Source organism: Rhabdochromatium marinum, from assembly GCF_016583795.1.
Lineage (GTDB): Bacteria > Pseudomonadota > Gammaproteobacteria > Chromatiales > Chromatiaceae > Rhabdochromatium > Rhabdochromatium marinum.
In genome coordinates, this window is record NZ_NRRS01000053.1 from 1 (window position 1) to 24,534 (window position 24,534).

Genomic DNA, 24,534 nt, shown 5'->3' on the forward strand with positions numbered 1-24,534 from the left:
GTTCAAGGCATTTCACACCGCTATTGCCAGGTGCTGCAACGCGCTGATGGCTATGGCTACGCTTTTCAACCGAAACCGACAACGGAGGACGCGAGACGGGCCGCCTGACCGCGCTGCGCGCGGTGCGCTCTCCCTCCCCGCCCTGAAGGACGGGGGTTCTCGCGCAAGACTGATGAAATACTTACCTTGTCAGCCCGCAGTCTGCATCGGGCTGAGCCTGATGCTGCTGCTACTGGGTCCGCTGCTGTTGGGTGCGGATGCGGCGCTGGCCGCCGAATTCAACGCCAGCGGACTCGATTTTCTGCCGGATACCTTCCTGCGCGAGGCCGAGCAGCAGCGCGCAACCCTGCAACCACCCGCCTCAGCCAGCAAGACACCACCGCCAGCGTCCCTGGTGGAGCAGGCCCGGGCCGCGCACCGCCAGTCACATCCTCAGCGTGCCTATGACCTCTACCGCCAGGCCTTGCAACAGGGTGGGGCACAGCGTTTCGCGGCCTGGTTGGGGCTGGCGCGCGCCGCTGTGGCGCAGCGGCCCCAGGACTGGAAAAGGCGTCGCCAGATGCAGCATGCGGCCAGTGCGGCGGCCATCAATGCCTATCTGAGCGCCGGCACCAAGGTGCAGGCCGCTAGCGCTCTGGCCACGCTGGGGCAGGCGCTTGAACAGCGCCGCGACTGGCGCCCGGCTATTCGCACCTGGCGCGCCGCGCTGGCGCTGCAAGAGCAGGCTGATCATCGCGCGCATCTTGAGCAGCTGGTGGCTGAGCATGGCTTTCGCATCCTCGGCCATGAGGTTTCCTCGGATGCACGCGATCCGCGCATCTGTATTAACTTTTCCGATGGGCTGGCCAGCGTTGGCGAAGGTCCGCCCTTGTCCGACTATGTCACGCTGGATCAGACCGATCTGGCCATTGAGCCCGAGGATCGCGCGATTTGCATTGACGGCGTGCGCCATGGCGAGCGCTACCGCATCGGGTTGCGGGCTGGGCTGCCCGCGCACGATGGTGAGACGCTTAGCAAGACTGTTGAACTTGAGGTCTATGTGCGCGACCGCCGCCCTTCGGTGCATTTTCCCGGTCGTGCCTATGTGCTGCCGAGCCGCAGCGGAGCGGCGCTGCCGATTGTCTCGGTCAACACCGAGGTGATTCAGGGCTGGCTCTATCATATTGGCGAGCGCGCGCTGGGCGGTTTGGCGGCGGATAAGGAACTGTTTACAGCGCTCAACGAAGACAGCGCCCAGCAGCTGGCCGAACGCTCTGGCGAGCAGCTGTGGCAGGGTGAATTTGAGGTGCGCCAGGCGCTCAACCAAGACGTGACCTCCACGCTGCCGCTGGCGGAATTGATTGGCACCCAGCATCTCAAGCCCGGTCTCTATGTGCTGCGGGCGCGGGCGCGTGAGCGTTTGCAGGATGATTACAATTTTGCCACCCAGTGGTTTCTAATTTCCGATCTGGGCCTCAGCGCGCTGAACGGCGCGGATGGTTTGCATGTGCTGGTGCGCTCGTTGGCCAGTGCCGAACCACTGGCCGGGGTGCGGCTGCGGTTGCTGGCGGTGAATCAACAAGTGCTGAGCGAAGCGCGCACCGATGCCCAGGGATACGCCCGTTTCGACCCCGGTTTGCTACGCGGCTCGGGCGGCAATCGCGTCGCGCGGCTGAGTGCGATCAGCCCCAATGGCGATTATGGCTTTCTGGCGTTGGATGACAGTCCCTTTGACCTGACAGATCGCGGTGTCGCGGGACGTGCGGCGCCTGGACCCATTGATGTGTTTCTCACTGCTGAGCGCGGCCTGTATCGCCCCGGCGAGACGGTGGCGTTAACGGCACTGGCCCGCGATGCTCAGGCGCACGCAGTGACCGATTTACCGCTGACGTACCGCATTAAGCGCCCGGATGGGGTGGAGTGGCTACGTCAGCCGGTGGCGGATCAGGGGCTGGGAGCGCATCCGCTGGATGTCACATTGCGCGACAATGCCATGCGCGGCACCTGGCAGGTGGCGGTGTATCTGGACCCCGAGCAGCCCGCGCTGGCGCATACCCGCTTTTTGGTCGAGGACTTCGAGCCGGAACGCCTGGAGTTCGAGCCGCACAGTCCCGCTGAGTGGATTGATCCGCGCGATCCGCCGCAGATCAGTCTGGAAGCGCGCTATCTCTACGGCGCTCCGGCTGCCCATCTGCGTGTCGAGGGACAGGCACGGCTGGTCGCGACTGACCGCTTGGCGGCCTTCCCCGGCTATCGCTTTGGACTGGCCGACGAAGACTTCACGCCGGAGCTGAAACTTTTTTCTGCGACTGAAACCGATGCGCAGGGCCACGCCGAACTGACGGTTGAGTTGCCTGATGGGGTTGCCGCCAGCCAGCCGCTGCAAGCACACATCAGCCTCAGTGTGATCGAGGCCAGTGGCCGCCCGGTCGAGCGCGAGCTGCAACGCCCGCTGCGCGATGGCCGCGCGCGCCTGGGGATCAAGCCGCTGTTCGATGGCGCCGTGCCGGAAGGCAGCCAAGCCGCCTTTGAACTCATTGCTCTGGATGCCGCTGGTCAACCCCGTGCGGCCCAAAATCTGTCCTGGACGCTGTCGCGGGTTAGAACCTCTTTTCAGTGGTATCAGCGCGACGGCGACTGGACCTTCGAGCCCATCAAGGAGCGTCGGCGAGTCGCCAGCGGCACCCTGACGCTGGAGGGTGATGCACCCGCCAGGCTTGAGGTGCCAGTCGACTGGGGCGCCTATGAATTGGCTGTGCAACCTGCGTCCAGTCAGCCATCAGCACAGCCATCCAAGGCTGGACCCCTGGTGCCGGCCACTGTGGTGCCGGCCAGCCTCGCCTTTCATGCCGGCTGGTATGTGTCACCCAAGGCTTATGACACGCCGGATGCGCTCAAGGTGGTGCTGGACAAGGTTCGCTATGCCATCGGTGAAACCGCGCGGGTGCATCTGGAGCCGCGCTTCCCGGGACTGGCCCTGGTAATGGTAATGAATCAGGGCTTGGTCAGCCTGCACCCGGTGCAGGTTGCAGAGGAGGGCGCTGAGATTGAGTTGCCGGTCACAGCGGATTGGGGCAGCGGTGCCTATATTACCGCAGCACTCTATCGCCCCATGGATGTCGCAGCCCGGCGCATGCCGCAACGTGCCATCGGTTTGCAATGGGCCGGGGTGGATCCGGGCGCCCGACAGCTGGAGATCGAACTTCAGGCGCCGGCGCAGGTACAACCGCGCGGGCCCTTGTCCATTGAGGTTGCGATTACCAATTTACCTCCGGGTGAGCCGGCTCTGGTGAGCTTGGCGGCGGTGGATGAGGGCATTTTGCAGCTCACCGACTTCCAGACTCCGGCGCCGGATGCCTGGTACTTTGGCCAGCGCCAGCTCGGTTTTGAGCTTCGCGATCTCTATGCTCGCCTGATCAATCCCATGCAGGGCGAGCCGGGACGTCTGCGCACCGGTGGCGACCGTGCGGCGGCGCTGATGCGCATTGACGGGCCGCCGCCGAGCGAGGCCCTGCTAGCCTTTCACTCCGGGGTGCTGGCCGTGGATGCTCAGGGCCGCGCTCAGGTTCAGTTTGAGCTGCCGGATTTCAACGGCCGTGCGCGCCTGATGGCGATGGCCTGGACGCGCGATGGTGTCGGCCATGCTGAGGCGGCGACCCTGATTCGCGATCCCATTGTTATGAGTGCCTCGCTGCCGCGCTTTCTGGCCCCTGGCGATCACTCACGAGTGCTGGTCGAACTGGCGCATGTCGAGGGACCGGCCGGGCCGGTGCATCTGGAGCTGAGTAGCCACGATGCGGCGCTAGCGCTCACCGGGCCGACCACAGCAGACATGGAACTTGCGCCTGAGGGCCGTGCCCGGGCTGAATTTGCCCTCAGCGCCCAGGCGCCCGGTACAGGCGAACTTAACCTGGTGCTGACTACACCCGCTGGCCAGCAGCTGACTAAAACCCTGCACTTGCAAGTGCGCGATCTGACCCCGCCGGTGCAGATCAGCCAGTCGCGCGAGCTGGCTCCTGGCGGTCCGGGTCTGGAACTGGGCGCCGGTCTGCTTGCGGCAGCGTCCGATCAGGCCCTGCAGCCGGGCTCCGAATCCTGGCAGGTCTCCGTTACTGGAGCTGGCACACTGGATTTGGTTGGTCTGCTGCAAGCGCTGGATCGTTATCCCTATGGGTGCGCGGAGCAACTGACCAGTCGCGCCTTGCCGCTGCTCTATGTTGATACCCTGGCGCTGGGTGTTGGGGACGGCACCAAGGTGGATACGCCAACGGATGCGCCAACGGATGCAGAGGCCGTCCGCGTGCGCGACAGCATTCGCGAGCTGCTGGGCAAGCAAGCCGCTGATGGCGGCTTCGGCCTCTGGTCGCCCCATGACAGCGACCAGGCGGTGCAGACGCTGTGGCTGAATGCCTATGTGACCGACTTTCTCACCCGGGCCGTCGCACAGGGATATGCTGCGCCGGACACCGCCGTTGAGCTGGCACTCGATAATCTGAAAAATCATCTGGCTTACAGCCCGGATTTCACGGCCGGCGGCGAGGGAATCGCCTACGCGCTCTATGTGCTGGCGCGCAATGGCCGCCTGTCCCTGGGCGATTTGCGTTACTACTTCGAGACCAAGCTCAAGGATCTGGCCACACCGATGGCTCGCGCGCAGCTCGGCGCGGCGCTGGCGGTGCAGGGGGCACAACCACGCGCGCGCCAAGCACTGCAATCCGCTTATACGTTGTGGCGCTTTGAGGCTGCGCGGCCCAGCGACACCGGCTGGCGCCCCGATTTTGGCTCCCGGCTGCGCGATGGCGCGGCACTGCTGGCGCTCGCAGCTGAGCATCTGCCCGCTGCCTTGCCCCTCACCGAGCTGGCGCACAAGCTGAACGATCAGGTCGCTGCCAAGCGCGCTGGTGGCGGTTTCAGCCATACCCTGAGCACTCAGGAGCAAGCCTGGCTGGTATTGGCTGCGCAGGCGCAGATGAGCGGTGGCGCGGCGCCACAGCTGGAGATTGATGGGCACACGCACAGCGGCCCCTGGACCGGGCGTTTCGATGCCGTTGATCTGGCCACCACGCCGGTGGTCATCCGCAATTTGGGCACGCAACCCCAGACAGCGATCATCACAGTTACCGGACAGCCGCGCATGCCACCTCCGGCCGGTGGTCGCGGCTATCACATCAAGCGCAGCTATTACACGCTTGGAGGTGCTCGCGTCGATGCCACCCGGGTGACGCAGGGCACACGCCTGATTGCGCTGCTGGAGATCACGGCGGAGCAGCGCGGGGCGGCACGCCTGATGATCGAAGATCCGCTGCCGGCCGGCCTGGAGATCGATAATCCGCATCTGCTCAGTGCGGGTGATCTCAGCGGGCTGGCCGGGTTGGCATCAGGACCGGAGCCATTGGCAAGTCCCGATTATCAGGCCTTTTTGTCTGATCGCATGCTGGCGGCGGTGGCACTGGATGCCGAGGATCCCCGCAGCTTCCGCCTGGCCTATGCTGTGCGGGCGATTTCGCCTGGCCGCTTTGTCCATCCGCAGGCGCGGGTTGAGGCGATGTACCGGCCCGCGCAGCGCGGCTGGACAGATGCTGACACTCTGGAAGTGGTAGCTGCTGAGGCGTTAGAATAGCGCGCTATAGTATAGGCAAGGCATCAGTCAGAGATCGGCTAGGGTCAGTCAGACATCGGCTAAGGATAGAATTCAGGATTAATCAATGGTTCAGATCAAGCGAGTGGGTTTTGTGGGATGGCGTGGCATGGTGGGCTCCGTGCTGATGGAGCGTATGCGCGCAGAAAACGACTTCGCGAATATCGCTGAACCCGTGTTTTTTTCTACTTCCCAAACGGGCGAGGCCGGCCCGGATGTTGGGCAGGGCGCACGACCGCTGCGCGATGCCCGCGATCTTGACGCACTGGCTACCATGGACGCCATTGTCAGTTGCCAGGGAGGCGAGTATACCTCCGAGGTTTTTGCCCCCCTGCGTCAGCGCGGCTGGCAGGGTTACTGGATCGACGCGGCTTCCACCCTGCGCATGGCCCCTGAGAGCACCATTGTGCTGGATCCGGTCAATCGCGCGCTGATTGACCAAGCCTTGCACCACGGGCGGCGGGATTTTATCGGCGGCAACTGCACCGTAAGTCTGATGCTGATGGCGATTGGTGAGCTACTGCGGCGCGATTTGGTCGACTGGGTCAGTGCCATGACCTACCAGGCCGCTTCCGGTGCCGGCGCCCGCCACATGCGTGAACTGCTCACCCAAATGGGCGCCTTGCATGCAGCCGTGGCCATGCCTCTCGACGATCCGGGCCATGCCATTCTGGCGCTTGATCGGGCGGTGACCGAGTGTCTGCGTGCTGAGTCCTTTCCCGATGCGCTCTTTACCGTTCCTCTGGCTGGCAGTCTGATTCCCTGGATCGATAAAGCGATGCCCGGTGGCCAAAGTCGCGAGGAATGGAAGGCTGGGGTGGAAACCAATAAAATCCTTGGCTTGGCTGAAGGGCAGATTCCGGTGGATGGCCTCTGCGTGCGGGTTGGCGCCATGCGTTGTCACAGCCAGGGTTTAACGATTAAGCTAAAGCAAGCGATGCCCGAGGATGAGGTGGCCGGGATTATTGCCGAGGCCAATCCCTGGGTGCATCTGATTCCCAATGAGCGCGAGGCCAGCATTGCCGAGCTGTCACCGGCCAAGGTCAGTGGCACCCTGGATGTTCCCATCGGGCGTCTGCATCCGCTGGCCATGGGGCCGGAGTATTTCGCGGCCTTCACTGTGGGCGATCAACTACTGTGGGGAGCCGCCGAGCCGTTGCGGCGTATGCTATGCCTGCTACTTGAACATTAAATTTTACTAGGTCGCAATCTGGTCGGCTAGGAGAGAGGATGTCCCGCTTCGCATCTGTCTTACTTGCTCTGTCTTTGGTGTTTGTTTCATCCGCGTCCTGGGCGCTGGGGCTGGGTTCTCTGGTGTCGAGGTCGGTGTTGAATCAACCCTTCAAAGGGGAAATCCAGCTCTACGATGCCAAGGCGGATGAACTCGATACCATTCAAACCAAGTTAGCGAGTCCCGATGAGTATGAAAAAGCATCGGTGCCCCGGCCGTTTTTCCTCACGCAGCTGCGCTTTACCCCCAAACTGAACGCCGCTGGCGACCCTGTTATTGAGGTATCGAGTCGCGAACCCATCCGCGAACCCTTCATAGACTTCTTGGTTGAGGTGGTCTGGCCACAGGGGCGCATCATCAAGGAATACACCATCCTGCTTGATCCACCCCGGGCTGGGGTAGAGCCACCGGAAGTCGTGGTTAAGGGACAGGTGATCAGTTCAGAAGCCTTCGCCCCCGAGCCATCCGCTGCGGTTGAGGTGGCGGCCAAGCAGCCGGCGGCAGCATCACCGGCTGAACCGGCAGCGGCACCGCAACCTCCATCACCAACCTCGGAGTCAGCATCCAAGCCACAGACAAGCGCTGATAACGGGGACTTTCCGCTTCGCTATGGTCCGGTTGCTGCCGGTGTGGGACTGTGGCGGGCTGCCAGCAACATTGCCCCCCCGGGAGCCACTGTTCAACAGGTGGCGATGGCGTTGTATCGCAGCAACCCCCGAGCCTTTGGCAACGGCAGCGTGAATCAACTCATCACCGGCTCCAATTTGGTGATTCCATCGGCAGCTGAACTTTATGCACTGAGCCCAGATGAAGCCAGTCGGCAATTCAAGGCTGCACTGAACGGACAGCCGGTCCAGAACCAGCCTCTGGCGCCTGAACCCAGCGAACAAGTCGCCAGCGCGCCAAGCGACGCTTCCACATCCGCTGATGCGGTAAAAAAAAAACCTGAGACGGCTGATTTAGCCGCAGCGGACAGTGGTGCTGCAAGCGACGTCGAGCCTGTACCCGAGTCCGAAGCCGAAGCCGCCGAACCAACGCCTGAGTCGGTCGCAGCTGCCGAATCTGAACCAGAACCCACCGCAGTAGCCGACTCCGGAGAGGCGGCGCCTGAAGCACCTGCGTCGGCTGAAGTACCTGCTTCCACTCAAAAAACTACCGCAACCAGCGAATCCGCTGCCTCGCTTGAGGGAAGCGGTGCTGCGTCCACTGTAGCCGACGCCACTCCAGCGACAGAGGCTCCAGCTACTGATACCACTGAGGTGTCTTCAGCAGGCGACACATCGGCGATTACTGCAGAAGATGTTACCTCTGATAGCGCCGGTGATAACGCCAGCACTGTTGTCGCAACAGACACATCCGAGACAAAGCAGCCACCCGAAGCATCGCCGGTGAGCGGACCACAAACAGCGACTCAAGAAGCCGCACCTCCAGCCCCAGCCGCAGCGACCACCGCTGCCGCGCCTGATACAAAGGCAGCTGAAGCAGCGGCGATGCAGCGGCGTATACAAGAGCTGGAAGCACAACTGCTGCAGCAGCAACAACAGCCGCAAGAGCGTCCGCAAAACACTCAGACTGGGCTCTCCTGGTGGGAGTCCTTGACGCCCGTGCAAATTTGGTCAATAGCCTTGGCAGGCGGCGCCATCCTGCTCGCTTTGCTTGGCTTTATTGGCTTCAAACTCGCTTCAGGTCGCAGCAAGTCGAAAACCGAGCAAGCCGAAACAGAGGGAGCTGAGACTGGGGAAGCGGAAACCACAACCGTTCCTGAAGTAAAGACCGCCTCAGATTCGTCGCCGGAAGCTGCCGGGGAAGATGAAATCGCCTTCGATCTATCTGACGATCAACCCGAAGAGCCACCCGCCGCAGCTGAACAGACGCCACCACCGGTCGCTCCCAAAGCGCCGCCTCTGGCTCAGTCCGCTCCCGAGCCAAGCACACCACCTCAGCAGCTTGTACCGGAACCGGCACCTGCGGCCGCGCCACTGGCACCACCGCCAACCCCGGCTGCAGCGGCAGCGATGGATCCTGACAAAGCGGCAGCCATCGAAATCAAGGCGCTGACCAAGGCAGACAGTTACATGGCCTATGGGCGGCATCGTGATGCCCAGGCGGCTCTGATGACGGCGCTGGGCAAGATTCCCAACTCCGCTGCCTTGCAGCTCAAACTGGCCGAGGCCTATATCGCCGGGGGCGATATCGACGACTTCGCACAGTTACAGCAGCGCATGGTTGCGCGCGGTATTCCAGAGCGCCATCCCAAGGTATGGAATCGCATTTTGGCGATGGTCGCTTCAGGCGAAGCCGCATCCGAGCCTCAGCCGGCGCCTGAGCCACCACCAGCGCCTGAGCCACAGCCAGCACCCGCGTTACCACCGATGCCGGAATTGGAGCCAGAACCAGAACCAGAACCAGAACCTGAGCCTCCAGCAGCGGTGGATGACTTAAATGATCTTCAGGACGGTTCACAGCTTGATGGGGCAACCGAGCTGCTGGATGAATCGCCGCCGGCACCGGCTGCGCCGGTGGAAACAGATCCTTTCCGGTTGGATCTGGATGATGGCGATGCCAACGAATTGCAGGCGGCCCTGTCTGGTGTTGATGCTGACGCTGGACGTGGAGAACCGATGGCACCGACGATGATGCCGGAACCGCTGCAACGCAATGCGCGCCTGGACAAGGTCGCAATTGCACCGGGTAATCCAGACTTTGAAGTCTCACTGCCGTTGCAAGATCTTGACCAGCAACTGGGTGAGGATGCTTTGGGTGAAAGCGCTTTTGCGGATTTGGATGCGCTTGATCAGGGGCTTACTCCTCAGCCTGATGCCCAGCCTGCTGCGGCAAATCCGGTGGATGAATCTGCTGCTGATGACCTGCCATCGCTGGATTTACCGCAGTTTGATGCCCAGCCGGAAGGACCCGCTTCCGAGCCCCTGACGCCGCTTGAGCGGGCGACGGAGGCTGCCCGGGCCAATCGTGGCGTTGATCCGTTCGAGGAATTGGTGACCGCTGAACTGGGGAGCGAAACTGAGCTGCCTGGGGTGGCTGATCTTGAGCTTCCCCAAGCGCCGCCATCGGCTTCAGAACCAGGCCCGACACCAGAACCAATCCCGGAACCAATCCCGGCTCCTGAGCTAACCCCGGAACCGCAGCCGATTCCGGAACCGGCCCCAATACCACAACCGACACCACAGCTGGCATCACAACCAACACCGCAACCACCAGCGACTCCAAGCCCGGCGACTTCGGATCGCCTGCCAGACCCGAATCTGCCCAATCTGGATTTGCCTAATCTGGATTTGACGAATCTGGATCTGCCGGATCTGGATTTGTCACCGCCCGATGCGGCACCACAGAAGCCGGGTTCGGATGCGGACAGCGACGAGTTGCAGATGCTCGATCTTCCCGAGGAGAAGCCGGCGGCGCCTGATCCGACCATCGATCTTGCGGCTGATATCGAAAAATTCCTGGCGGGTGAGGACGGCAAAGTGGATGAGCCGGCGCCGCAATCGCCTGAAATCGAGGCCAGCTCCGGTTTGGAAAATCTCGATCTGGCTCAATCCTCTGAAACCGATTTTCATACCCAGATACTGCCGTCCTCGGCTCCACCGGGGCAGATGCCATCCTCGGATCTTCCCGAGCTTGACATGGACTTGGGCGACCTCGATTCCTTCCCGGGAGCCGATGCCGATTCAACCGGTGCTCAGGCCACTCATCAGGCCACATCTCCCGAGGCGCCGCCGTCAGGCAGCCGTGCAGCCAGTGCTCCAGAGTCACCGTCCGAAGCCATGAACTTTGGTGACACCTCAAGAGAGGAAACCGGGATGTATGGCGATGAGTCGCTGATGGCACCTGACAGCGGCGCCAGTGATGTGCTCACCTCGCAATGGCGCATGGACTCGGGGCTTTGGGATGAGGTCGCCACCAAAATGGATCTGGCCTTTGCCTACATCGAAATGGAAGACACCGAGGCCGCGCGCTCAATTTTGGAGGAAGTCGTCCGCGAGGGTAATGATGAGCAGCGCGCCGAGGCTCAGGGATTGTTGAAGAAAATTGATGGGTAACAGGGCAGCTGTGTGCAGGATGCCTGCCCTGCAGACGGTGCGCGGCTCAGATGGCTGAGTCTCCAAAGGCACGCATCGCGCTGGGCATTGAATACGACGGGAGCCACTTCCACGGCTGGCAGATGCAGCATCATGCCCCCAGCGTACAAGAGGCTGTGCAGCGCGCCGCCAGTCGGGTGGCCGATCAGCCGGTGGTGCTGCATTGCGCCGGGCGCACCGATGCAGGCGTGCATGGACTCGGCCAAGTGGCGCATTTTGACAGCCAGGCGCGGCGCACTGAACGCTCCTGGGTGCTGGGCATCAACAGCCATCTGCCACCGGAGATTGCGGTACGTTGGGCGCGGGAGATGCCGGCGGATTTCCATGCCCGCTTCAGTGCTTGCGCGCGGCATTATCGCTATTTGATCATCAATCGGCCAACGCGCCCGGCACTGCTTGCCCGTCGCGCCGTTTGGATCCATCGACCGTTGGATTTGGAGCGCATGCGCGCTGCTGGTCCGGCGTTGCTCGGCACCCATGATTTTTCCAGCTTTCGTGCTCAGGGCTGTCAGGCCAAGAGTCCGGTGCGCACCCTGCATTATCTGCAATTGGATCAACAGGGGGAGCTGATCGAACTCGCCGTGGGCGCGGATGGCTTTCTGCACCACATGGTGCGCAATCTGGCCGGCGTCTTGCTGAGTATTGGCCGGGGTGAGGCGGAGCCCGAGTGGACACAAGCATTGCTCAGTTTGCGGGATCGTGCCCAGGGCGGGGTCACGGCGCCACCGCAAGGGTTGTATTTGACAGCGGTCGATTATCCTGAACACTATCAGGTGCCAACCGCAAACGGCTCGCTGTTGACAGCGACTTGCGCTTGAACGGATCGAACGGATTGCACTTCTCCGCACCGGGTCCATTTGGGTACAATCATTAAAGGTGAATCCTATGCGAACTCGGGTCAAACTGTGCGGATTCACCCGCGCTCCAGATATTGAAGCGGCAGTGGTGCATGGCGCCGATGCCATTGGTCTGGTGTTTTACGACCAGAGTTCGCGCGCTGTCGGGATCGAGCAGGCCCGCGCGCTGGCCGCTGCTGTGCCAGCGTTTGTCAGCCTGGTGGGCTTGTTTGTGAATGCAGAGCCTGACTGGGTGCGTACGGTCCTGGCCCAGGTGCCACTGGGAGCCTTGCAGTTTCATGGTCGTGAGGCACCAGAGTATTGCCAGGCGTTCCAGCGTCCCTGGATCAAGGCAATCGCGGTGCGCGAGGACTTGGATCTGGCTCGTGTGGCCCAAGAGTATCAGGGCGCCGCTTCGCTGCTGCTCGACACCTATGACCCGCACCAGGCCGGTGGCACCGGGCGCTGTTTTAACTGGGCGCTGGTGCCGGCGTGGCTGGCGCAGCGCAGTATTTTGGCCGGCGGACTGACAGCTGAGAATGTCGCCACCGCCATTACCCGGGTGCGGCCCCATGCGGTCGATGTCAGTGGCGGCATTGAGCAGGGCCGGGGCCTGAAAGATCAGACAAAAATTGCAACATTCATGCAAGAGGTAGCGAATGGCGACCAGTCGCGCTGAGGCGCAAGACCCCCAAGCATCCACCGGCGGCTATGCGCTGCCGGATGCCCAGGGGCATTTTGGCATCTATGGTGGCATCTATGTGCCCGAAACCCTGATGCATCCCCTGGAGGAACTGCGCGACGCCTATGCGCGCTATCTGCGCGATCCGGATTTCATCGCCGAATTGGACGCCGATTTGCGCGACTATGTCGGGCGGCCCTCGGCGCTGTATTTGGCCGAGCGCTGGACTCGGCAGCTGGGTGGTGCGCAGATTTTCCTCAAGCGTGAGGATCTCAATCACACCGGCGCGCACAAGGTCAACAATACCGTTGGACAGGCGCTGCTGGCGCGGCGCATGGGCAAGACCCGCATCATTGCTGAGACTGGCGCTGGTCAGCATGGGGTTGCCACGGCTACCGTGGCGGCGCGCCTGGGGCTGGAGTGCATCGTCTATATGGGAGAGGTGGATGTCGCCCGCCAGGAAGCCAATGTCTACCGCATGCGCCTGCTCGGCGCCGAGGTGGTCGCGGTCAAGTCGGGTTCGCGCACCCTCAAGGACGCCATGAATGAGGCGATGCGCGACTGGGTCACCAATGTTGACAACACTTTTTACATCATTGGCACGGTCGCTGGTCCACATCCTTATCCGGCCATGGTGCGCGACTTCCAGGCGGTCATTGGTCGTGAAGTGCGCGTGCAAATGCTGGAACGCACCGGTCGGCTGCCGGATGCACTGGTCGCCTGTGTGGGTGGCGGCTCCAATGCCATTGGGTTGTTTTATCCCTTTATTGATGACGCCGGCGTCGAACTCCATGGTGTCGAGGCCGGCGGCGATGGTCTGGCTACCGGGCGCCATGCTGCACCGCTGTGCGCTGGCACGCCGGGCGTGCTGCATGGCAATCGCACCTATCTGATGGAAGACGACAACGGTCAGATTTGTGAGACCCATTCCATCTCAGCTGGACTCGATTACCCCGGCGTTGGCCCCGAGCATGCCTGGCTCAAGGACAGCGGTCGCGCCTGTTACGCATCGGTCACCGACGAGCAGGCGTTGGCCGCTTTTCATGAACTCACGCGCGTCGAGGGTATTATTCCGGCACTCGAAAGCAGCCATGCGCTGGCCTATACCGCACAGCTGGCGCCGCGCATGAGCCGCGACCAAAACATTGTGGTGAATCTGTCCGGTCGTGGAGACAAGGATATGCACACCGTTGCCCAACTCGATGGGATTTCGTTATGAGCCGCCCTGTCAACCGAATCGCTGCGCGTTTTACCGCCTGTCGCGAACAGGGCCGCACGGCGCTGATTCCCTTTATTACAGCCGGCGACCCTACGCCTGATGTGACTGTCCCGTTGATGCATCAATTGGTCGCCAGCGGCGCCGATCTGATTGAACTGGGCGTACCCTTCTCTGATCCCATCGCCGATGGTCCGGTGATTCAACGCGCCACTGAACGCGCCTTGGCGCAGGGCATGAGTCTGCGCGGTCTCCTGGAGCTGGTGCGGGCGTTCCGCATCAAGGACGACCGCACCCCAGTGGTGCTGATGGGCTACCTGAATCCGATCGAAGTGCTGGGCTACACTGAATTCGCCACTGCGGCGGCCGAAGCCGGCGTCGATGGCTTGCTGATTGTCGATGTGCCACCGGAAGAAGGCCATGAACTAGTCGCAGCGCTGCAAGCCCAACACCTGGATTTGGTCTATCTGCTCGCCCCCACTTCCGATGCCGGGCGCATTGAGCGCATTGGCGCCATTGCCAGTGGCTTCGTCTACTATGTCTCGGTCAAAGGGGTCACCGGCTCGGCGAATCTCGATCTGCCCGCTGTGACAGAGCGGCTGTCACTGATTCGCTCAGTGATCGATCTGCCAGTGGGGGTCGGCTTTGGCATCAAGGATGCTGAGACGGCCAGGCAGGTCGCCGGTATCGCTGATGCGGTGATCGTCGGCAGCGCCATTGTCAGCCGCATTGAGGCCCTGGCTGACCGACCCGCCGAGATTCCCACCGTGGTTGGGGACTTTGTCGCCAGCCTGCGCCAGGCTATTGATGGTGCTGGCGCTTGAACGTGCGTGACCGTTGCCTGAAGCACAACAGGATTCAAGCCAGGATGCAAGCATGAGTTGGTTCGAAAAGCTGATCCCCAGCCGGATTAAAATTGAGGCGAGCAACAAGCGCACGGTGCCCGAAGGCTTGTGGGCTAAGTGCCCCGGCTGTAGCGCGGTGCTCTATCGTGCTGAGTTGGAGCGCAATCTTGAGGTCTGCCCTAAATGCGGTCATCATCACCGCATTGGCGCCCGCCGCCGCCTGGATGTCTTTCTGGATCCTGATGCCCGTGAGGAAATTGGCGAGGATCTCGAATCGACTGATCCGCTTAAGTTCAAAGACTTGAAGAAGTATCGCGACCGGCTGGCGCAGGCGCAAAAACAAACCAGCGAGAAAGAAGCTCTGGTAGTGATGCGTGGTCAACTCAAACGCATTGCCTGCGTGGCCGCCGCCTTTGAGTTCAGTTTTATGGGCGGTTCCATGGGCTCTGTGGTGGGCGAGCGTTTTGTGCGCGGAGTCGAGGCAGCCATTGAGGACAATGCGGCCTTGGTGTGCTTTTCCGCCAGTGGTGGCGCACGCATGCAGGAATCCTTGTTTTCGCTGTTTCAGATGGCCAAGACTAGCGCAGCGCTGGGGCGTCTACGCGAACGCGGTCTGCCCTTTATTTCAGTGATGACGGATCCAACCATGGGTGGTGTGTCCGCCAGTCTGGCCATGCTTGGCGACATTAATCTGGCTGAGCCACACGCACTGATCGGCTTTGCCGGACCGCGCGTGATCCAGCAAACTGTCCATGAAACTCTCCCTGAGGGCTTTCAGCATAGTGAATTTCTGCTGGAGCATGGTGCGCTCGATCAAATCATCGACCGCCGCGAGCATCGCGACCGCATCGGCCGCATGATTGCCATGCTGATGCGCCGTCCACGTCCTTGAGCCCCGCACGTTCGGACGCTGCTGCGCCGCTCATGCGCTGGACAACGCTCGCTGAGTGGCTGGCCTGGCAGGAGGGGCTGCACCCGCAAAGCATTGATCTGCGTCTGGAGCGCTTGCAAGCTGTGTGGCAGCGGCTGGGTCCGCCGCCGCTGCATGGGCCGGTCATCACGGTCGGAGGTACCAATGGCAAAGGCTCCACCGTTGCCTATCTCGACGCCATGGCGCGTGCCGCTGGCATCACCACCGGCGTTTATAGCTCCCCCCATCTGCTGCGTTACAACGAGCGTATCCGTATCAATGGACAGGAGGCAAGGGATCAGGCGCTGTGTGAAGCCTTTGCGCGTATTGATGCCGCGCGCGACGAGATTTCGCTGACCTACTTTGAGTTTGGCACCCTGGCGGCGCTGGAGCTCTTCAGTCGCGCGCAAGTCGAGTTGCTATTGCTGGAAGTTGGACTCGGCGGGCGGCTTGATGCGGTGAATCTGCTTGATGCTGATATTGCCGTGGTGACCAGCATCGGTCGCGATCACATGACCTGGCTTGGCGAGGATTTGAATCAGATCGCTTATGAGAAGGCTGGTATTTTCCGCCCTGAGCGTCCGGCGATTCTCGGCAGTCGCGAGCCGCCGGCGCACTTGCGCGAGCAGGCCGAAACCATTGGTGCTGAGGTGTTGCAACTGGGGCGTGAATTCGACTGGCAGCTCCCGGCAAGCACATCAGCCCTGGACGCGAATGGATGGCACTGGCAGCATCGAGATGGTACTGAACTGAAGCATCTGCCATTGCCGTCGTTGCGTGGTCATGTGCAGCTGGATAATGCCGCCACGGCGCTTTGTGCACTGCATCAGCTTGCGCGCCACCGGCCCGGCTGGATGCAGGAGCCAGCGCTGCGCACCGGACTCAGTTCCGCCACCCTGTCCGGCCGGTTTCAGATCCTTCCGGGAGCACCGCGCTGGGTGCTGGATGTGGCGCACAACCAGGATGCGGCGCGGGTGCTGGCTGCGAATCTGCACGCGCTCGAATCCCGGGGATCACTGCATCTGATCCTGGCCATCCTGGCGGACAAGGAAGCGGGCGCCATTGCGGGCATCCTGAACCACTTAGTCGATCACTGGTACCTGAGTGAGGCGCCGGGGGCGCGGGCCATGCCACTCACGACCCTGACAGCTGAGGTAACAGCCGCGACGGGAGCCATTCCTCAGTCGTGCCAGGGGCTTGAAGCGGCCTTCGCGTTGGCGCAATCGCGTGCCCGTCCGGGCGATACCATCGTCGTGACAGGATCCTTTACCACAGTGGAGGCTGCATTGCGATATCACCGGGCGCGCCCAGGGCACTTGGCACCCCCGATGTGGGCCTGACGGTTGTTCTGCCGGCCTCTCAGGGGTTCAGAGGTTGGCTTTCGGCGTTATCGCTGGCGTGGCTTCTGTATATAATGGCAGCCATGAGCAGACAAAGCACCGTAATGGCAGAGCCACTCAATGGATGAAGAAGCCAAACGTCGGTTGGTCGGTGCCGCAGTGCTGGTCGCACTGATGGTTATTTTCGTACCCATGTTGGTCGACGAACAAGACGATGATTCCCTGGGTGAGCCCATTGTTATCCCGAATCCACCTGCATTCGACAGCCGCTTTGATTCATCCGTTGAGCCCGGGCGCGATGAATTCCGCCCCCCTGTGCCGCAACCGCGTGCGCCTCAATCCGACGCAGCCGTGGATTTGCGCCCCGGCGCCTATCAAACCGATGCGAGCAGCCGGGCGGCTCCACCATCGTTCCCCTCTGAGCCCCCCTCAAGACCGGTGGAAACCAGAGTGGAACCCAGAGTGGAACCCAAGGCCGCCAACCCGTCGCCTCCCGCCGCCAGCGGACCGGCAACGGTGCCACCCGGGGTCGAGGCCTGGGTGATACAGGTGGCCAGCCTCAGTGCACCCGAAGCCGCCGAGCGCTTGCGCAACAACTTGCGCGGCAAAGGGTATCCAGCGTTCATTGAGCAGGCCAAAATCAATGGCACCGACTATTATCGCGTGCGCGTCGGCCCCGAGGTGGATCGCGCGCGCGCGGCGCGTATCGCCACCGACATCGGTGCGGTGACAGGCGGCACCCCCTTGGTGCAACGCTACCGCTAGGACATGCCGTGCGCCTGACATCCCCCACATTGAGGTAACCGCAGATGGTCTGGGTCGACTATGCCATTATCGGCGTTATTGCGCTTTCGGCCATTATCGGGCTGGCACGCGGACTGATTCGCGAAGTCATTTCCCTGGTGATCTGGGCGCTGGCTGTTTTTATTGCCTGGACGTTCTACAAACCAGTGGCGGCCATGCTGGCGCCCTGGGTTTCGACCCCCTCGTTGCAACTGGGACTGGCGGTGGTCATCCTGGTGGTGGGGGTTCTGTTTGCCGGGGCTATTTTTGCCTATATTCTCACTTTCCTGGTCGAAAAAACCGGCCTGAGCGGCACCGACCGCCTGCTCGGGCTGGTGTTCGGTACCGTGCGTGGCGCAGTGATTGTCGCGCTAGCGGTCTTTCTGGCGGCCCTCACGCCGCTGACAGCTGATCCCTGGTGGCGGGATTCACAACTGCTGGTGCATTTTCAGCATCTGGCCGATCAAATCCTGGCGTTGATTCCATCGGACCTGACGGATCGGGTCAAATCGATCTGAGCTGTTACGGCCATCCTGGGTTGTTCATCCGCCAGCAACAAGGCAAACTGAGGACATCATGTGCGGCATCGTTGGTATTGTAGGTCAGCATCCGGTGAACCAACTGCTTTATGACGCTTTGCTGGTGCTCCAGCATCGCGGCCAGGATGCGGCTGGTATTGTCACCAGTCAGAACGAGCATCTGCACATGCGCAAGGACAACGGCCTGGTGCGCGATGTGTTTCACACCCGCCACATGCGGCGGCTGCAAGGCAATATGGGCATCGGTCATGTGCGCTACCCGACCGCCGGTGCCTCGAGTTCGGCTGAGGCCCAGCCGTTTTATGTCAACTCGCCCTATGGCATCGTGCTGGCACACAACGGCAATTTAACCAATGCCGGTGAACTCAAGCGCGATGTCTTTGTTGATGATCTGCGCCATATCAACACCAGTTCGGATTCCGAAATTCTGCTCAATGTGTTTGCGCACGAACTCCAGGCGCAGAATAAATTGCGCATTGACGAGCAGGACATTTTCAATGCCATTGAAGGCGTACATCGACGCTGCCATGGCGGCTATGCCGTGGTGGCCATGATCCCCGGGTTGGGCATCATCGGCTTTCGCGATCCGCACGGCATCCGCCCCATTGTCTATGGGCAGCGTGAGAGCAGTCACGGAACCGAGTATATGATTGCCTCCGAGAGCGTAGCGCTGGATACCGTAGGGTTTGAGCTGATCTCCGACATCGCCCCTGGTGAGGCGGTGTTCATCCGTTCCGATGGCACTATTCACACCCGCCAATGCGCGCCCCAGCCGGTGCTCTCTCCTTGTATTTTCGAGTTCGTCTACTTCGCGCGGCCGGATTCGGTGATCGATAATATTTCCGTGCACAAGGCCCGTTCGCGTATGGGCAAAAAGCTGGCCGCTAAGATTAAACGCACCTGGCCGAATCATGACATTGATGTGGTCATTCCAGTGCCGGACACCAGTCGTACCGCCGCGCTGCAACTGGCCAATCATCTTGGTGTGCCCTATGCCGAGGGCTTTATTAAAAACCGCTACATCGGTCGCACCTTCATCATGCCGGGGCAAACGGTGCGCAAGAAGTCGGTGCGACAAAAACTCAACGCCATTCATTTCGAGTTTCGTAAAAAGAACGTGCTGCTGGTCGATGATTCCATCGTGCGCGGCACCACCTCACAGCAGATTATCCAGATGGCGCGCGATGCCGGTGCCAAAAAGGTCTATCTGGCCTCGGCCGCGCCACCGGTGCGCTATCCCAACGTCTATGGTATCGACATGCCGGCAGCCAGCGAGTTGATCGCGCACGGACGCAGCGAATGGGACATTGAGCGTGCACTCGGGTGTGACCGGCTGATTTTCCAGGATTTGTCCGACCTGGTTGCTGCCGTGCAGAAAAAGACCAAGTCTCTGGTGGACCGTTTCGACACTTCGGTGTTCGATGGTGTTTATATCACCGGCGACGTAACCGAGGAGTATCTGGAAAATCTTGAGGACATGCGCGGCGAGGCGGCGCGTGCGCAGCCTGTGCCGGAGGAGAGCGGCGCGATTGATGACAGCATCATGGCGCTCTACAATCCGGCCTAAATATGACCTCAATGCGACATAAATCGGGTTTGTCAGTGTGACGGATCATCCATCGGACAGCTTCGGGCTGATGACCAAGGCGCTGCGCGTCGGTCATCATCGCAGCAGCGAAGGTGAGCACAGCGAGCCCATCTTTGCCACTTCCAGTTTCGTCTTTGCCTCCGCCGCCGAAGCGGCGGCGCGCTTCAGCGGCGACACCCCCGGCAATGTTTACGCCCGCTTTACCAATCCCACGGTGCAGGCCTTTGAGGAGCGGCTGAATGCGCTTGAGGGCGGTGCCGGTTGTGTCGCGACCGCTTCCGGTATGGCCGCCATCCTGACGCTGGCGCTCGGACTCCTCAAGAGCGGCGATCAGATCCTCGCCTCGCGCAGCCTGTTCGGCAGTACCCAGATGCTGTTCGACAAGTACCTGTCCCGCTGTGGTATCAGCACCCGCTATGTGCCGCTGGATGATCTCGAAGCCTGGCAGGCCGCACTGGAACCACGCACTAGGCTGCTGTTCATCGAAACCCCGTCCAATCCGCTGACCGAAATGACGGCCATTGCGCCTCTGGCGGAGCTGGCCCATGCACACGACTGTTTGCTGGCGGTCGATAATTGCTTTGCGACCCCGGCCTTGCAGCGGCCCCTGGAGTGGGGTGCCGATTTGGTCATCCACTCCGCCACCAAGTATCTGGACGGGCAGGGCCGTTGCCTGGGCGGCGCTGTGATCGCGCGCGATCCGGCTGTAGTGGCCGAAATCTTTGGCGTGGTGCGCACCGCTGGCCCCTCCATGAGTCCCTTCAACGCCTGGGTCTTTCTCAAAGGTTTGGAAACCCTGAGCCTGCGTATGCGCGCCCATTCAGAGGCCGCGCAACAGCTCGCCGACTGGCTCAACGCGCAGCCAGCGGTTACCGCCGTGCATTATCCCGGCTTGCCAAGTCACCCTCAGCACCATCTGATCGGTCAGCAGCTCAAGCTTCCCGGCGGCATTCTGTCGTTCAAAATCCGTGGCGGTCAAGCTGCTGCCTGGCGTTTGATTGACCAGACCCGCATGCTCTCCATCACCGCCAACCTGGGCGATACCAAAACCACCATCACCCATCCCGCCACCACCACTCACGCCCGCTTGTCCGCCGAGGAACGCACCGCTGCCGGCATCACCGACGGCCTCATCCGTCTGGCCGTTGGACTCGAAGACATTGCCGACATTCAAGCCGATCTGATGGGTGGTTTGCAGTGAACCGAATGCTCAAGTCTGGATAGCTCACGAGGATGGCAGAGCCAACGGCTATACCTCCCCAAGATCACTTGAAAAAAGCTCAGACATCAACTGCCCATCCGTCAAAGGATTATTTTGAATATCAGGGCAATCCCAATTTGTTTGGCTTGGCCATTGAGGTGATCGAACAGATTCGCGCAGAATTGGCCCATACGCCGCATCTTCAGCGCGCGGTGCTTTTCGGTTCGCGTGCCAAGGGCAATTATCATCCTGGCTCAGACATTGATCTGGCCTTGTTTGGCTCCGACCTGACGGAGACTGACATACTGTCCTTGGCTGGCCGCATTGACGATTTGTTGTTGCCTTACCAGGTTGATCTCTGCCCGGTGAATACGCTGAAAAACCAAGCCCTGCTGGCGCATATACACCGGGTGGGACAGGTGATTTATCCGGTGGTTACCACCAAGCCGCACTACCAACAGCAAAGCCAAACCGCACACGATGATATTCAGTGCACTCACGGACTATGACAGACCACCGCTGGCTGGCTGATCTCTTTGCGCGTCTGGCGGCGCTGGAGCAGGCGGGTATTGCTCCACAACAGGCGTTTACGACTGTGGCTCAGGGCGCCCCTGCGCCGGTGAAGGCGGCGCTGGAGCGCGCGGCGCGCTGGTGTGGGGGCGGAGTAGCGGTGGCGAAAAGTGCCACGCGCGCGGGTTTGATTGATGCGCTGGATGCGCGGGTGCTGGAGGCGGCGACGGAGTCCGGGCGGTTAGAAAGCGCATACCAGGCGCTGGCTAAGCGTCATGCGGCGGCGGATCGGTGGGGGCGCCAGGTACGCAGCAAATTGCTGTTGCCGGGTTTCATTCTGGTCGTGGCGCTTTTTGTGCAGCCGCTTCCGGCGTTGTTTACGGGTGATCTCGACCTACTAGGCTATCTGCGTGCGTCGCTTGGTGTGTTGGCGCTGATGGCTGGCGGCTTCTGGTCGTTGCTGGTGTTGATACGGCGCTTGCGGGGCACAGCGCTGGGGATTGCCGTGGGATCCTGGCTGCTGCGCCTGCCGGGTCTGGACCGGGTGCTGATTCGGCGTCAGCGCACGCTGTATCTGGAGGCCCTGGCGATGCTGTTTGCAGCCGGAGTGCCGCTGCTGAGTGCGCTGGAGCAGGCGGCGCGGACGCTGCCACCGGGGCCAGTACGCACGGCGTATCGGCATTTGCACCAGCAGGTGGAAGCAGGAGCTACCTTAGAGCAGGCCTTTGCGGTCTGCGGCTATATCAGCAAGTACAGCACCCTCCTGGTGCGCGCAGCCGAGGTATCTGGCACTCTTGAGGAGACCTTTGAGCGTCTGGCCCGGGGGGAACGTGAGTCGCTGGAAACGCTGGAGGATGAACTGGCGAGCTGGTTGCCGCGCCTGGTGTATCTGGTGCTGGCCGGCTGGATGGCGTTCAGCATTGTGGCGGGCGGGCCGCTGACCTCTATGCCAGGGGAGCAATTAACAGTTGCTTTATTTATAGCCAAAGGTTTTTATAATTATGCAATATGAGCAGCCACTACAGTATCGGAGATTTTGCCAAGCGGATTGGTCGCTCGGTGCAGACCGTGCGCCGCTGGGAGCGCGAAGGGAAGCTCCAAGCCAAGCGGCTGCCATACGGCTGCGAGGTTGTGGTGGTCAACCAAGACGCCCTCTCGCCTGAGCAGGAAATGGTCGAGGATCTGCTCGCGATTGTGCAGGCTTTCAGTTGTCGGTTGTACGGGATGCGCAAATTCCATCAAAGAGGACGTTGCCGAGATGCCCATTCGTCAGCCCAGGGAACTGTGCTGAATGAAAGTCACGCGGATTTTGCGCGCCAAGCGCCCGAACAAGGGCAAGGTGGCGGCCTTGCGCGAACAGGCGCGACGGCTCGGGCTGTTGCGCAGCGAGGTCTGGCAGCGCTTTGGCTCGCGGCAAGGCGTGGACTTATCCGACCGCCAGATTCGCGATGCCTGGTTAGGCGAAGGCCGCACGTTCCCCGTTTCGGCCAATGCCTGGAAAGAAACGCTGCGCGATGCCAAGGGCGACATCACCGCCAACATGGAAGCGGCTAAGGTCAAGGCGCGGCGCTGTATCTGGCGGCACACCCAAGACAAGACCGAGCAAAAACGTCTGTTCAGCGCACTCAAGCGCACCGGCTGGACCCGCGATCCCTATCTGCGCCGGGTGATGCGCAAACACTGGCATCGCGGGCACAACCACACCCATAACCAAATCATCGTGCGCTCGGACAACTACACGACCTTTCACCTCGGCGGACGCGCCTGGATCAAGATCCCCGGCCTGATCAAAGGCCAACGCATCGCCATCCCGCTCGATACCACCGGCACGCCCACCGGCACCCTGCGCATCATCCTGACCGACGAGGATCGCATCGAAGTCCACTACACCATCGACGCCGAAATTACCCAAGACAGCGGCGAGCGCACCATCGGCGTCGATAAAGGCTACTCCGAGGTGCTGGTCGATTCCGACGGCGAGCACCACGGCCAAGAACTGGGCCGAATACTGACCGAGCAATCCGACACATTCAAAGCCAAATACCAGCGCCGCGCCAAACTGCGCGCGCGCGCCAACAACACCCGCAACCCGCGCAAGCGCGAGCACATTCGCCGGTTCAACCTCGGGCGCAAGAAGCTCAACCGGCAGATAGACAAGACGCACGCGCGCATCCGCGATGTGGTGTTCCAGTCGGTCCACAAGGTTGTCGACAAAGCCGCCGTCATCGCGGCAGAAGATTTAACCGCCCCGATGGCGGGCAAGTCCTTCGGCAAGAACGTCAATCGCCGCCTCGCAAGCTGGACGAAAGGCGTCATTGCCGAAGCACTTGATCGTGTTTCAATCCGCAGAGGTTCTGCGGTCGTTCTGATCAATCCGGCCTACACATCGCAAATCGACTCCCGAACCGGATGCCTCGATGGCCAACGGCGCGGGGATCGGTTTTACTGTTCCGACGGGGTTGTGTTGCAGGCGGATCAGAACGCTGCGCGAAACGTGCTGGCGAGGCTGTCAGACCCAGACATTGATCGGTTCACATCCTTCAAACAGGTTAAAGCGATCCTGCAAGCACGGACTGAGCGCCTCCGGTTGGGACTGCTCAACCAGGACTCCAGTTGCTCGCCCGGTCAATCCCGGGTGCTATCAACGGAGAGCGAATCACCGAAAAACCACCATGAGCAACTTTGTTTAGGTTTTTAGGAGCAGTTTTAGCGTTGAGGTGATTATGAACAATCTGTCGCGGATACTGTATATCAGCCGGGCAAGTATCGGTGTCGGTGACGATAAGTTTAATAAAATTCTTTATGTTTTCAGAAAAAATAATCGGGAGCGCGACATCACCGGGATTTTGTGCGGTGGAGGCGGGCATTTTATTCAAGTGTTGGAGGGCCCCCAGGCGGAGTTGTTTCGGCTCTATGGCAAAATTCTGGAAGACCGGCGTCATTACGACAGTGTGGTGATTGGGGTGGCGCCGATTGAGGAACGGATATTCAGCGATTGGGCGATGGGTTATATGTCAAGTCCCGGGAGATTGTTAGGACGTTTTACGAATAGATCCGGCTGCTTTTCATACCATTGCTTCAATGCCTGAATGGGAGCGACATGCCCGAGCGCGCGTTGGGGGATGTGTTGATTATAGAG

At 61.2% G+C, this 24,534-nt stretch carries 16 protein-coding genes and 3 pseudogenes; 18 read left to right on the forward strand and 1 reads right to left on the reverse strand.

The annotated features are described in order from the left end of the window. The first annotated feature begins 172 nt into the window (after nucleotides 1-172). The 18 genes and pseudogenes from CKO36_RS13600 to CKO36_RS19830 form a co-directional block, all read left to right on the forward strand. Entirely contained in the window at nucleotides 173-5,599 is a 5,427-nt protein-coding gene (locus tag CKO36_RS13600; protein ID WP_200284647.1) for an alpha-2-macroglobulin family protein, read from the forward strand. A gap of 94 nt (nucleotides 5,600-5,693) precedes the next feature. After that, nucleotides 5,694-6,809, forward strand: coding sequence for an aspartate-semialdehyde dehydrogenase (asd, locus tag CKO36_RS13605; RefSeq protein WP_200284670.1), 1,116 nt, complete (start codon nucleotides 5,694-5,696; stop codon nucleotides 6,807-6,809). A 38-nt stretch (nucleotides 6,810-6,847) separates the two neighbouring features. Beyond that, the gene (locus CKO36_RS13610; RefSeq protein ID WP_200284648.1) at nucleotides 6,848-10,906 is read left to right on the forward strand and encodes a FimV/HubP family polar landmark protein; all 4,059 of its coding nucleotides are present in this window, start codon (nucleotides 6,848-6,850) and stop codon (nucleotides 10,904-10,906) included. Between the two features lie 50 nt (nucleotides 10,907-10,956). Beyond that, nucleotides 10,957-11,763, forward strand: a complete 807-nt coding sequence (gene truA / locus CKO36_RS13615; RefSeq protein ID WP_200284649.1) for a tRNA pseudouridine(38-40) synthase TruA — start codon at nucleotides 10,957-10,959, stop codon at nucleotides 11,761-11,763. A gap of 67 nt (nucleotides 11,764-11,830) precedes the next feature. After that, nucleotides 11,831-12,460, forward strand: coding sequence for a phosphoribosylanthranilate isomerase (locus tag CKO36_RS13620; protein ID WP_200284650.1), 630 nt, complete (start codon nucleotides 11,831-11,833; stop codon nucleotides 12,458-12,460). Further along, nucleotides 12,441-13,682, forward strand: a complete 1,242-nt coding sequence (gene trpB / locus CKO36_RS13625) for a tryptophan synthase subunit beta (RefSeq protein ID WP_200284651.1) — start codon at nucleotides 12,441-12,443, stop codon at nucleotides 13,680-13,682. Before CKO36_RS13620 ends, trpB begins: the two co-directional genes overlap by 20 nt. Further along, nucleotides 13,679-14,503, forward strand: a complete 825-nt coding sequence (trpA, locus tag CKO36_RS13630; RefSeq protein ID WP_200284652.1) for a tryptophan synthase subunit alpha — start codon at nucleotides 13,679-13,681, stop codon at nucleotides 14,501-14,503. Before trpB ends, trpA begins: the two co-directional genes overlap by 4 nt. A 52-nt stretch (nucleotides 14,504-14,555) precedes the next feature. Next, nucleotides 14,556-15,416: an acetyl-CoA carboxylase, carboxyltransferase subunit beta gene (accD, locus tag CKO36_RS13635; RefSeq protein ID WP_200284654.1), complete on the forward strand. Its 861-nt coding sequence runs from the start codon at nucleotides 14,556-14,558 to the stop codon at nucleotides 15,414-15,416. A gap of 32 nt (nucleotides 15,417-15,448) precedes the next feature. Continuing rightward, on the forward strand, nucleotides 15,449-16,774 hold the full coding sequence (folC, locus tag CKO36_RS13640; protein ID WP_200284656.1) for a bifunctional tetrahydrofolate synthase/dihydrofolate synthase: 1,326 nt from the start codon (nucleotides 15,449-15,451) through the stop codon (nucleotides 16,772-16,774). A 120-nt stretch (nucleotides 16,775-16,894) separates the two neighbouring features. Next, nucleotides 16,895-17,539, forward strand: a complete 645-nt coding sequence (locus CKO36_RS13645) for an SPOR domain-containing protein (protein ID WP_200284658.1) — start codon at nucleotides 16,895-16,897, stop codon at nucleotides 17,537-17,539. A gap of 44 nt (nucleotides 17,540-17,583) precedes the next feature. Next, the gene (locus CKO36_RS13650) at nucleotides 17,584-18,075 is read left to right on the forward strand and encodes a CvpA family protein (RefSeq protein WP_200284660.1); all 492 of its coding nucleotides are present in this window, start codon (nucleotides 17,584-17,586) and stop codon (nucleotides 18,073-18,075) included. A gap of 58 nt (nucleotides 18,076-18,133) precedes the next feature. Then, entirely contained in the window at nucleotides 18,134-19,663 is a 1,530-nt protein-coding gene (gene purF, locus CKO36_RS13655) for an amidophosphoribosyltransferase (protein WP_200284662.1), read from the forward strand. Nucleotides 19,664-19,700: 37 nt separating this feature from the next. Continuing rightward, nucleotides 19,701-20,885 carry an O-succinylhomoserine sulfhydrylase gene (locus tag CKO36_RS13660; protein ID WP_338053483.1) on the forward strand — a complete coding sequence of 395 codons (1,185 nt, stop codon included), beginning with the start codon at nucleotides 19,701-19,703 and terminating at the stop codon, nucleotides 20,883-20,885. 68 nt (nucleotides 20,886-20,953) lie between these two features. After that, on the forward strand, nucleotides 20,954-21,394 hold the full coding sequence (locus CKO36_RS13665; RefSeq protein ID WP_242469613.1) for a nucleotidyltransferase family protein: 441 nt from the start codon (nucleotides 20,954-20,956) through the stop codon (nucleotides 21,392-21,394). Then, nucleotides 21,391-22,407: a type II secretion system F family protein gene (locus CKO36_RS13670; RefSeq protein ID WP_200284666.1), complete on the forward strand. Its 1,017-nt coding sequence runs from the start codon at nucleotides 21,391-21,393 to the stop codon at nucleotides 22,405-22,407. Before CKO36_RS13665 ends, CKO36_RS13670 begins: the two co-directional genes overlap by 4 nt. Then, nucleotides 22,404-22,646 (forward strand): annotated as a pseudogene (locus CKO36_RS13675) (MerR family DNA-binding transcriptional regulator); the annotation flags it as partial. The gene CKO36_RS13670 and the pseudogene CKO36_RS13675, both read left to right, overlap by 4 nt. Before the next feature lie 40 nt (nucleotides 22,647-22,686). Next, complete coding sequence (locus CKO36_RS13680) at nucleotides 22,687-24,093, forward strand: RNA-guided endonuclease TnpB family protein (RefSeq protein WP_200284668.1); 1,407 nt, start codon at nucleotides 22,687-22,689, stop codon at nucleotides 24,091-24,093. Nucleotides 24,094-24,118: 25 nt separating this feature from the next. Then, nucleotides 24,119-24,391: pseudogene (locus CKO36_RS19830) on the forward strand (BLUF domain-containing protein); the annotation flags it as partial. A gap of 11 nt (nucleotides 24,392-24,402) precedes the next feature. On the opposite strand, the pseudogene CKO36_RS13685 reads toward CKO36_RS19830, so the two are convergent. Next, nucleotides 24,403-24,534: pseudogene (locus CKO36_RS13685) on the reverse strand (IS481 family transposase); the annotation flags it as partial.

Bases quoted from the DNA above. Each gene is read 5' to 3' on its own strand.
- CKO36_RS13600 (WP_200284647.1), top strand. From the start codon at position 173: ATGAAATACTTACCTTGTCAGCCCGCAGTCTGCATCGGGCTGAGCCTG.
- CKO36_RS13610 (WP_200284648.1), top strand. From the start codon at position 6,848: ATGTCCCGCTTCGCATCTGTCTTACTTGCTCTGTCTTTGGTGTTTGTT.
- truA (WP_200284649.1), top strand. From the start codon at position 10,957: ATGGCTGAGTCTCCAAAGGCACGCATCGCGCTGGGCATTGAATACGAC.
- CKO36_RS13620 (WP_200284650.1), top strand. From the start codon at position 11,831: ATGCGAACTCGGGTCAAACTGTGCGGATTCACCCGCGCTCCAGATATT.
- trpB (WP_200284651.1), top strand. From the start codon at position 12,441: ATGGCGACCAGTCGCGCTGAGGCGCAAGACCCCCAAGCATCCACCGGC.
- trpA (WP_200284652.1), top strand. From the start codon at position 13,679: ATGAGCCGCCCTGTCAACCGAATCGCTGCGCGTTTTACCGCCTGTCGC.
- accD (WP_200284654.1), top strand. From the start codon at position 14,556: ATGAGTTGGTTCGAAAAGCTGATCCCCAGCCGGATTAAAATTGAGGCG.
- folC (WP_200284656.1), top strand. From the start codon at position 15,449: ATGCGCTGGACAACGCTCGCTGAGTGGCTGGCCTGGCAGGAGGGGCTG.
- CKO36_RS13645 (WP_200284658.1), top strand. From the start codon at position 16,895: ATGGATGAAGAAGCCAAACGTCGGTTGGTCGGTGCCGCAGTGCTGGTC.
- CKO36_RS13650 (WP_200284660.1), top strand. From the start codon at position 17,584: ATGGTCTGGGTCGACTATGCCATTATCGGCGTTATTGCGCTTTCGGCC.
- purF (WP_200284662.1), top strand. From the start codon at position 18,134: ATGTGCGGCATCGTTGGTATTGTAGGTCAGCATCCGGTGAACCAACTG.
- CKO36_RS13670 (WP_200284666.1), top strand. From the start codon at position 21,391: ATGACAGACCACCGCTGGCTGGCTGATCTCTTTGCGCGTCTGGCGGCG.
- CKO36_RS13680 (WP_200284668.1), top strand. From the start codon at position 22,687: ATGAAAGTCACGCGGATTTTGCGCGCCAAGCGCCCGAACAAGGGCAAG.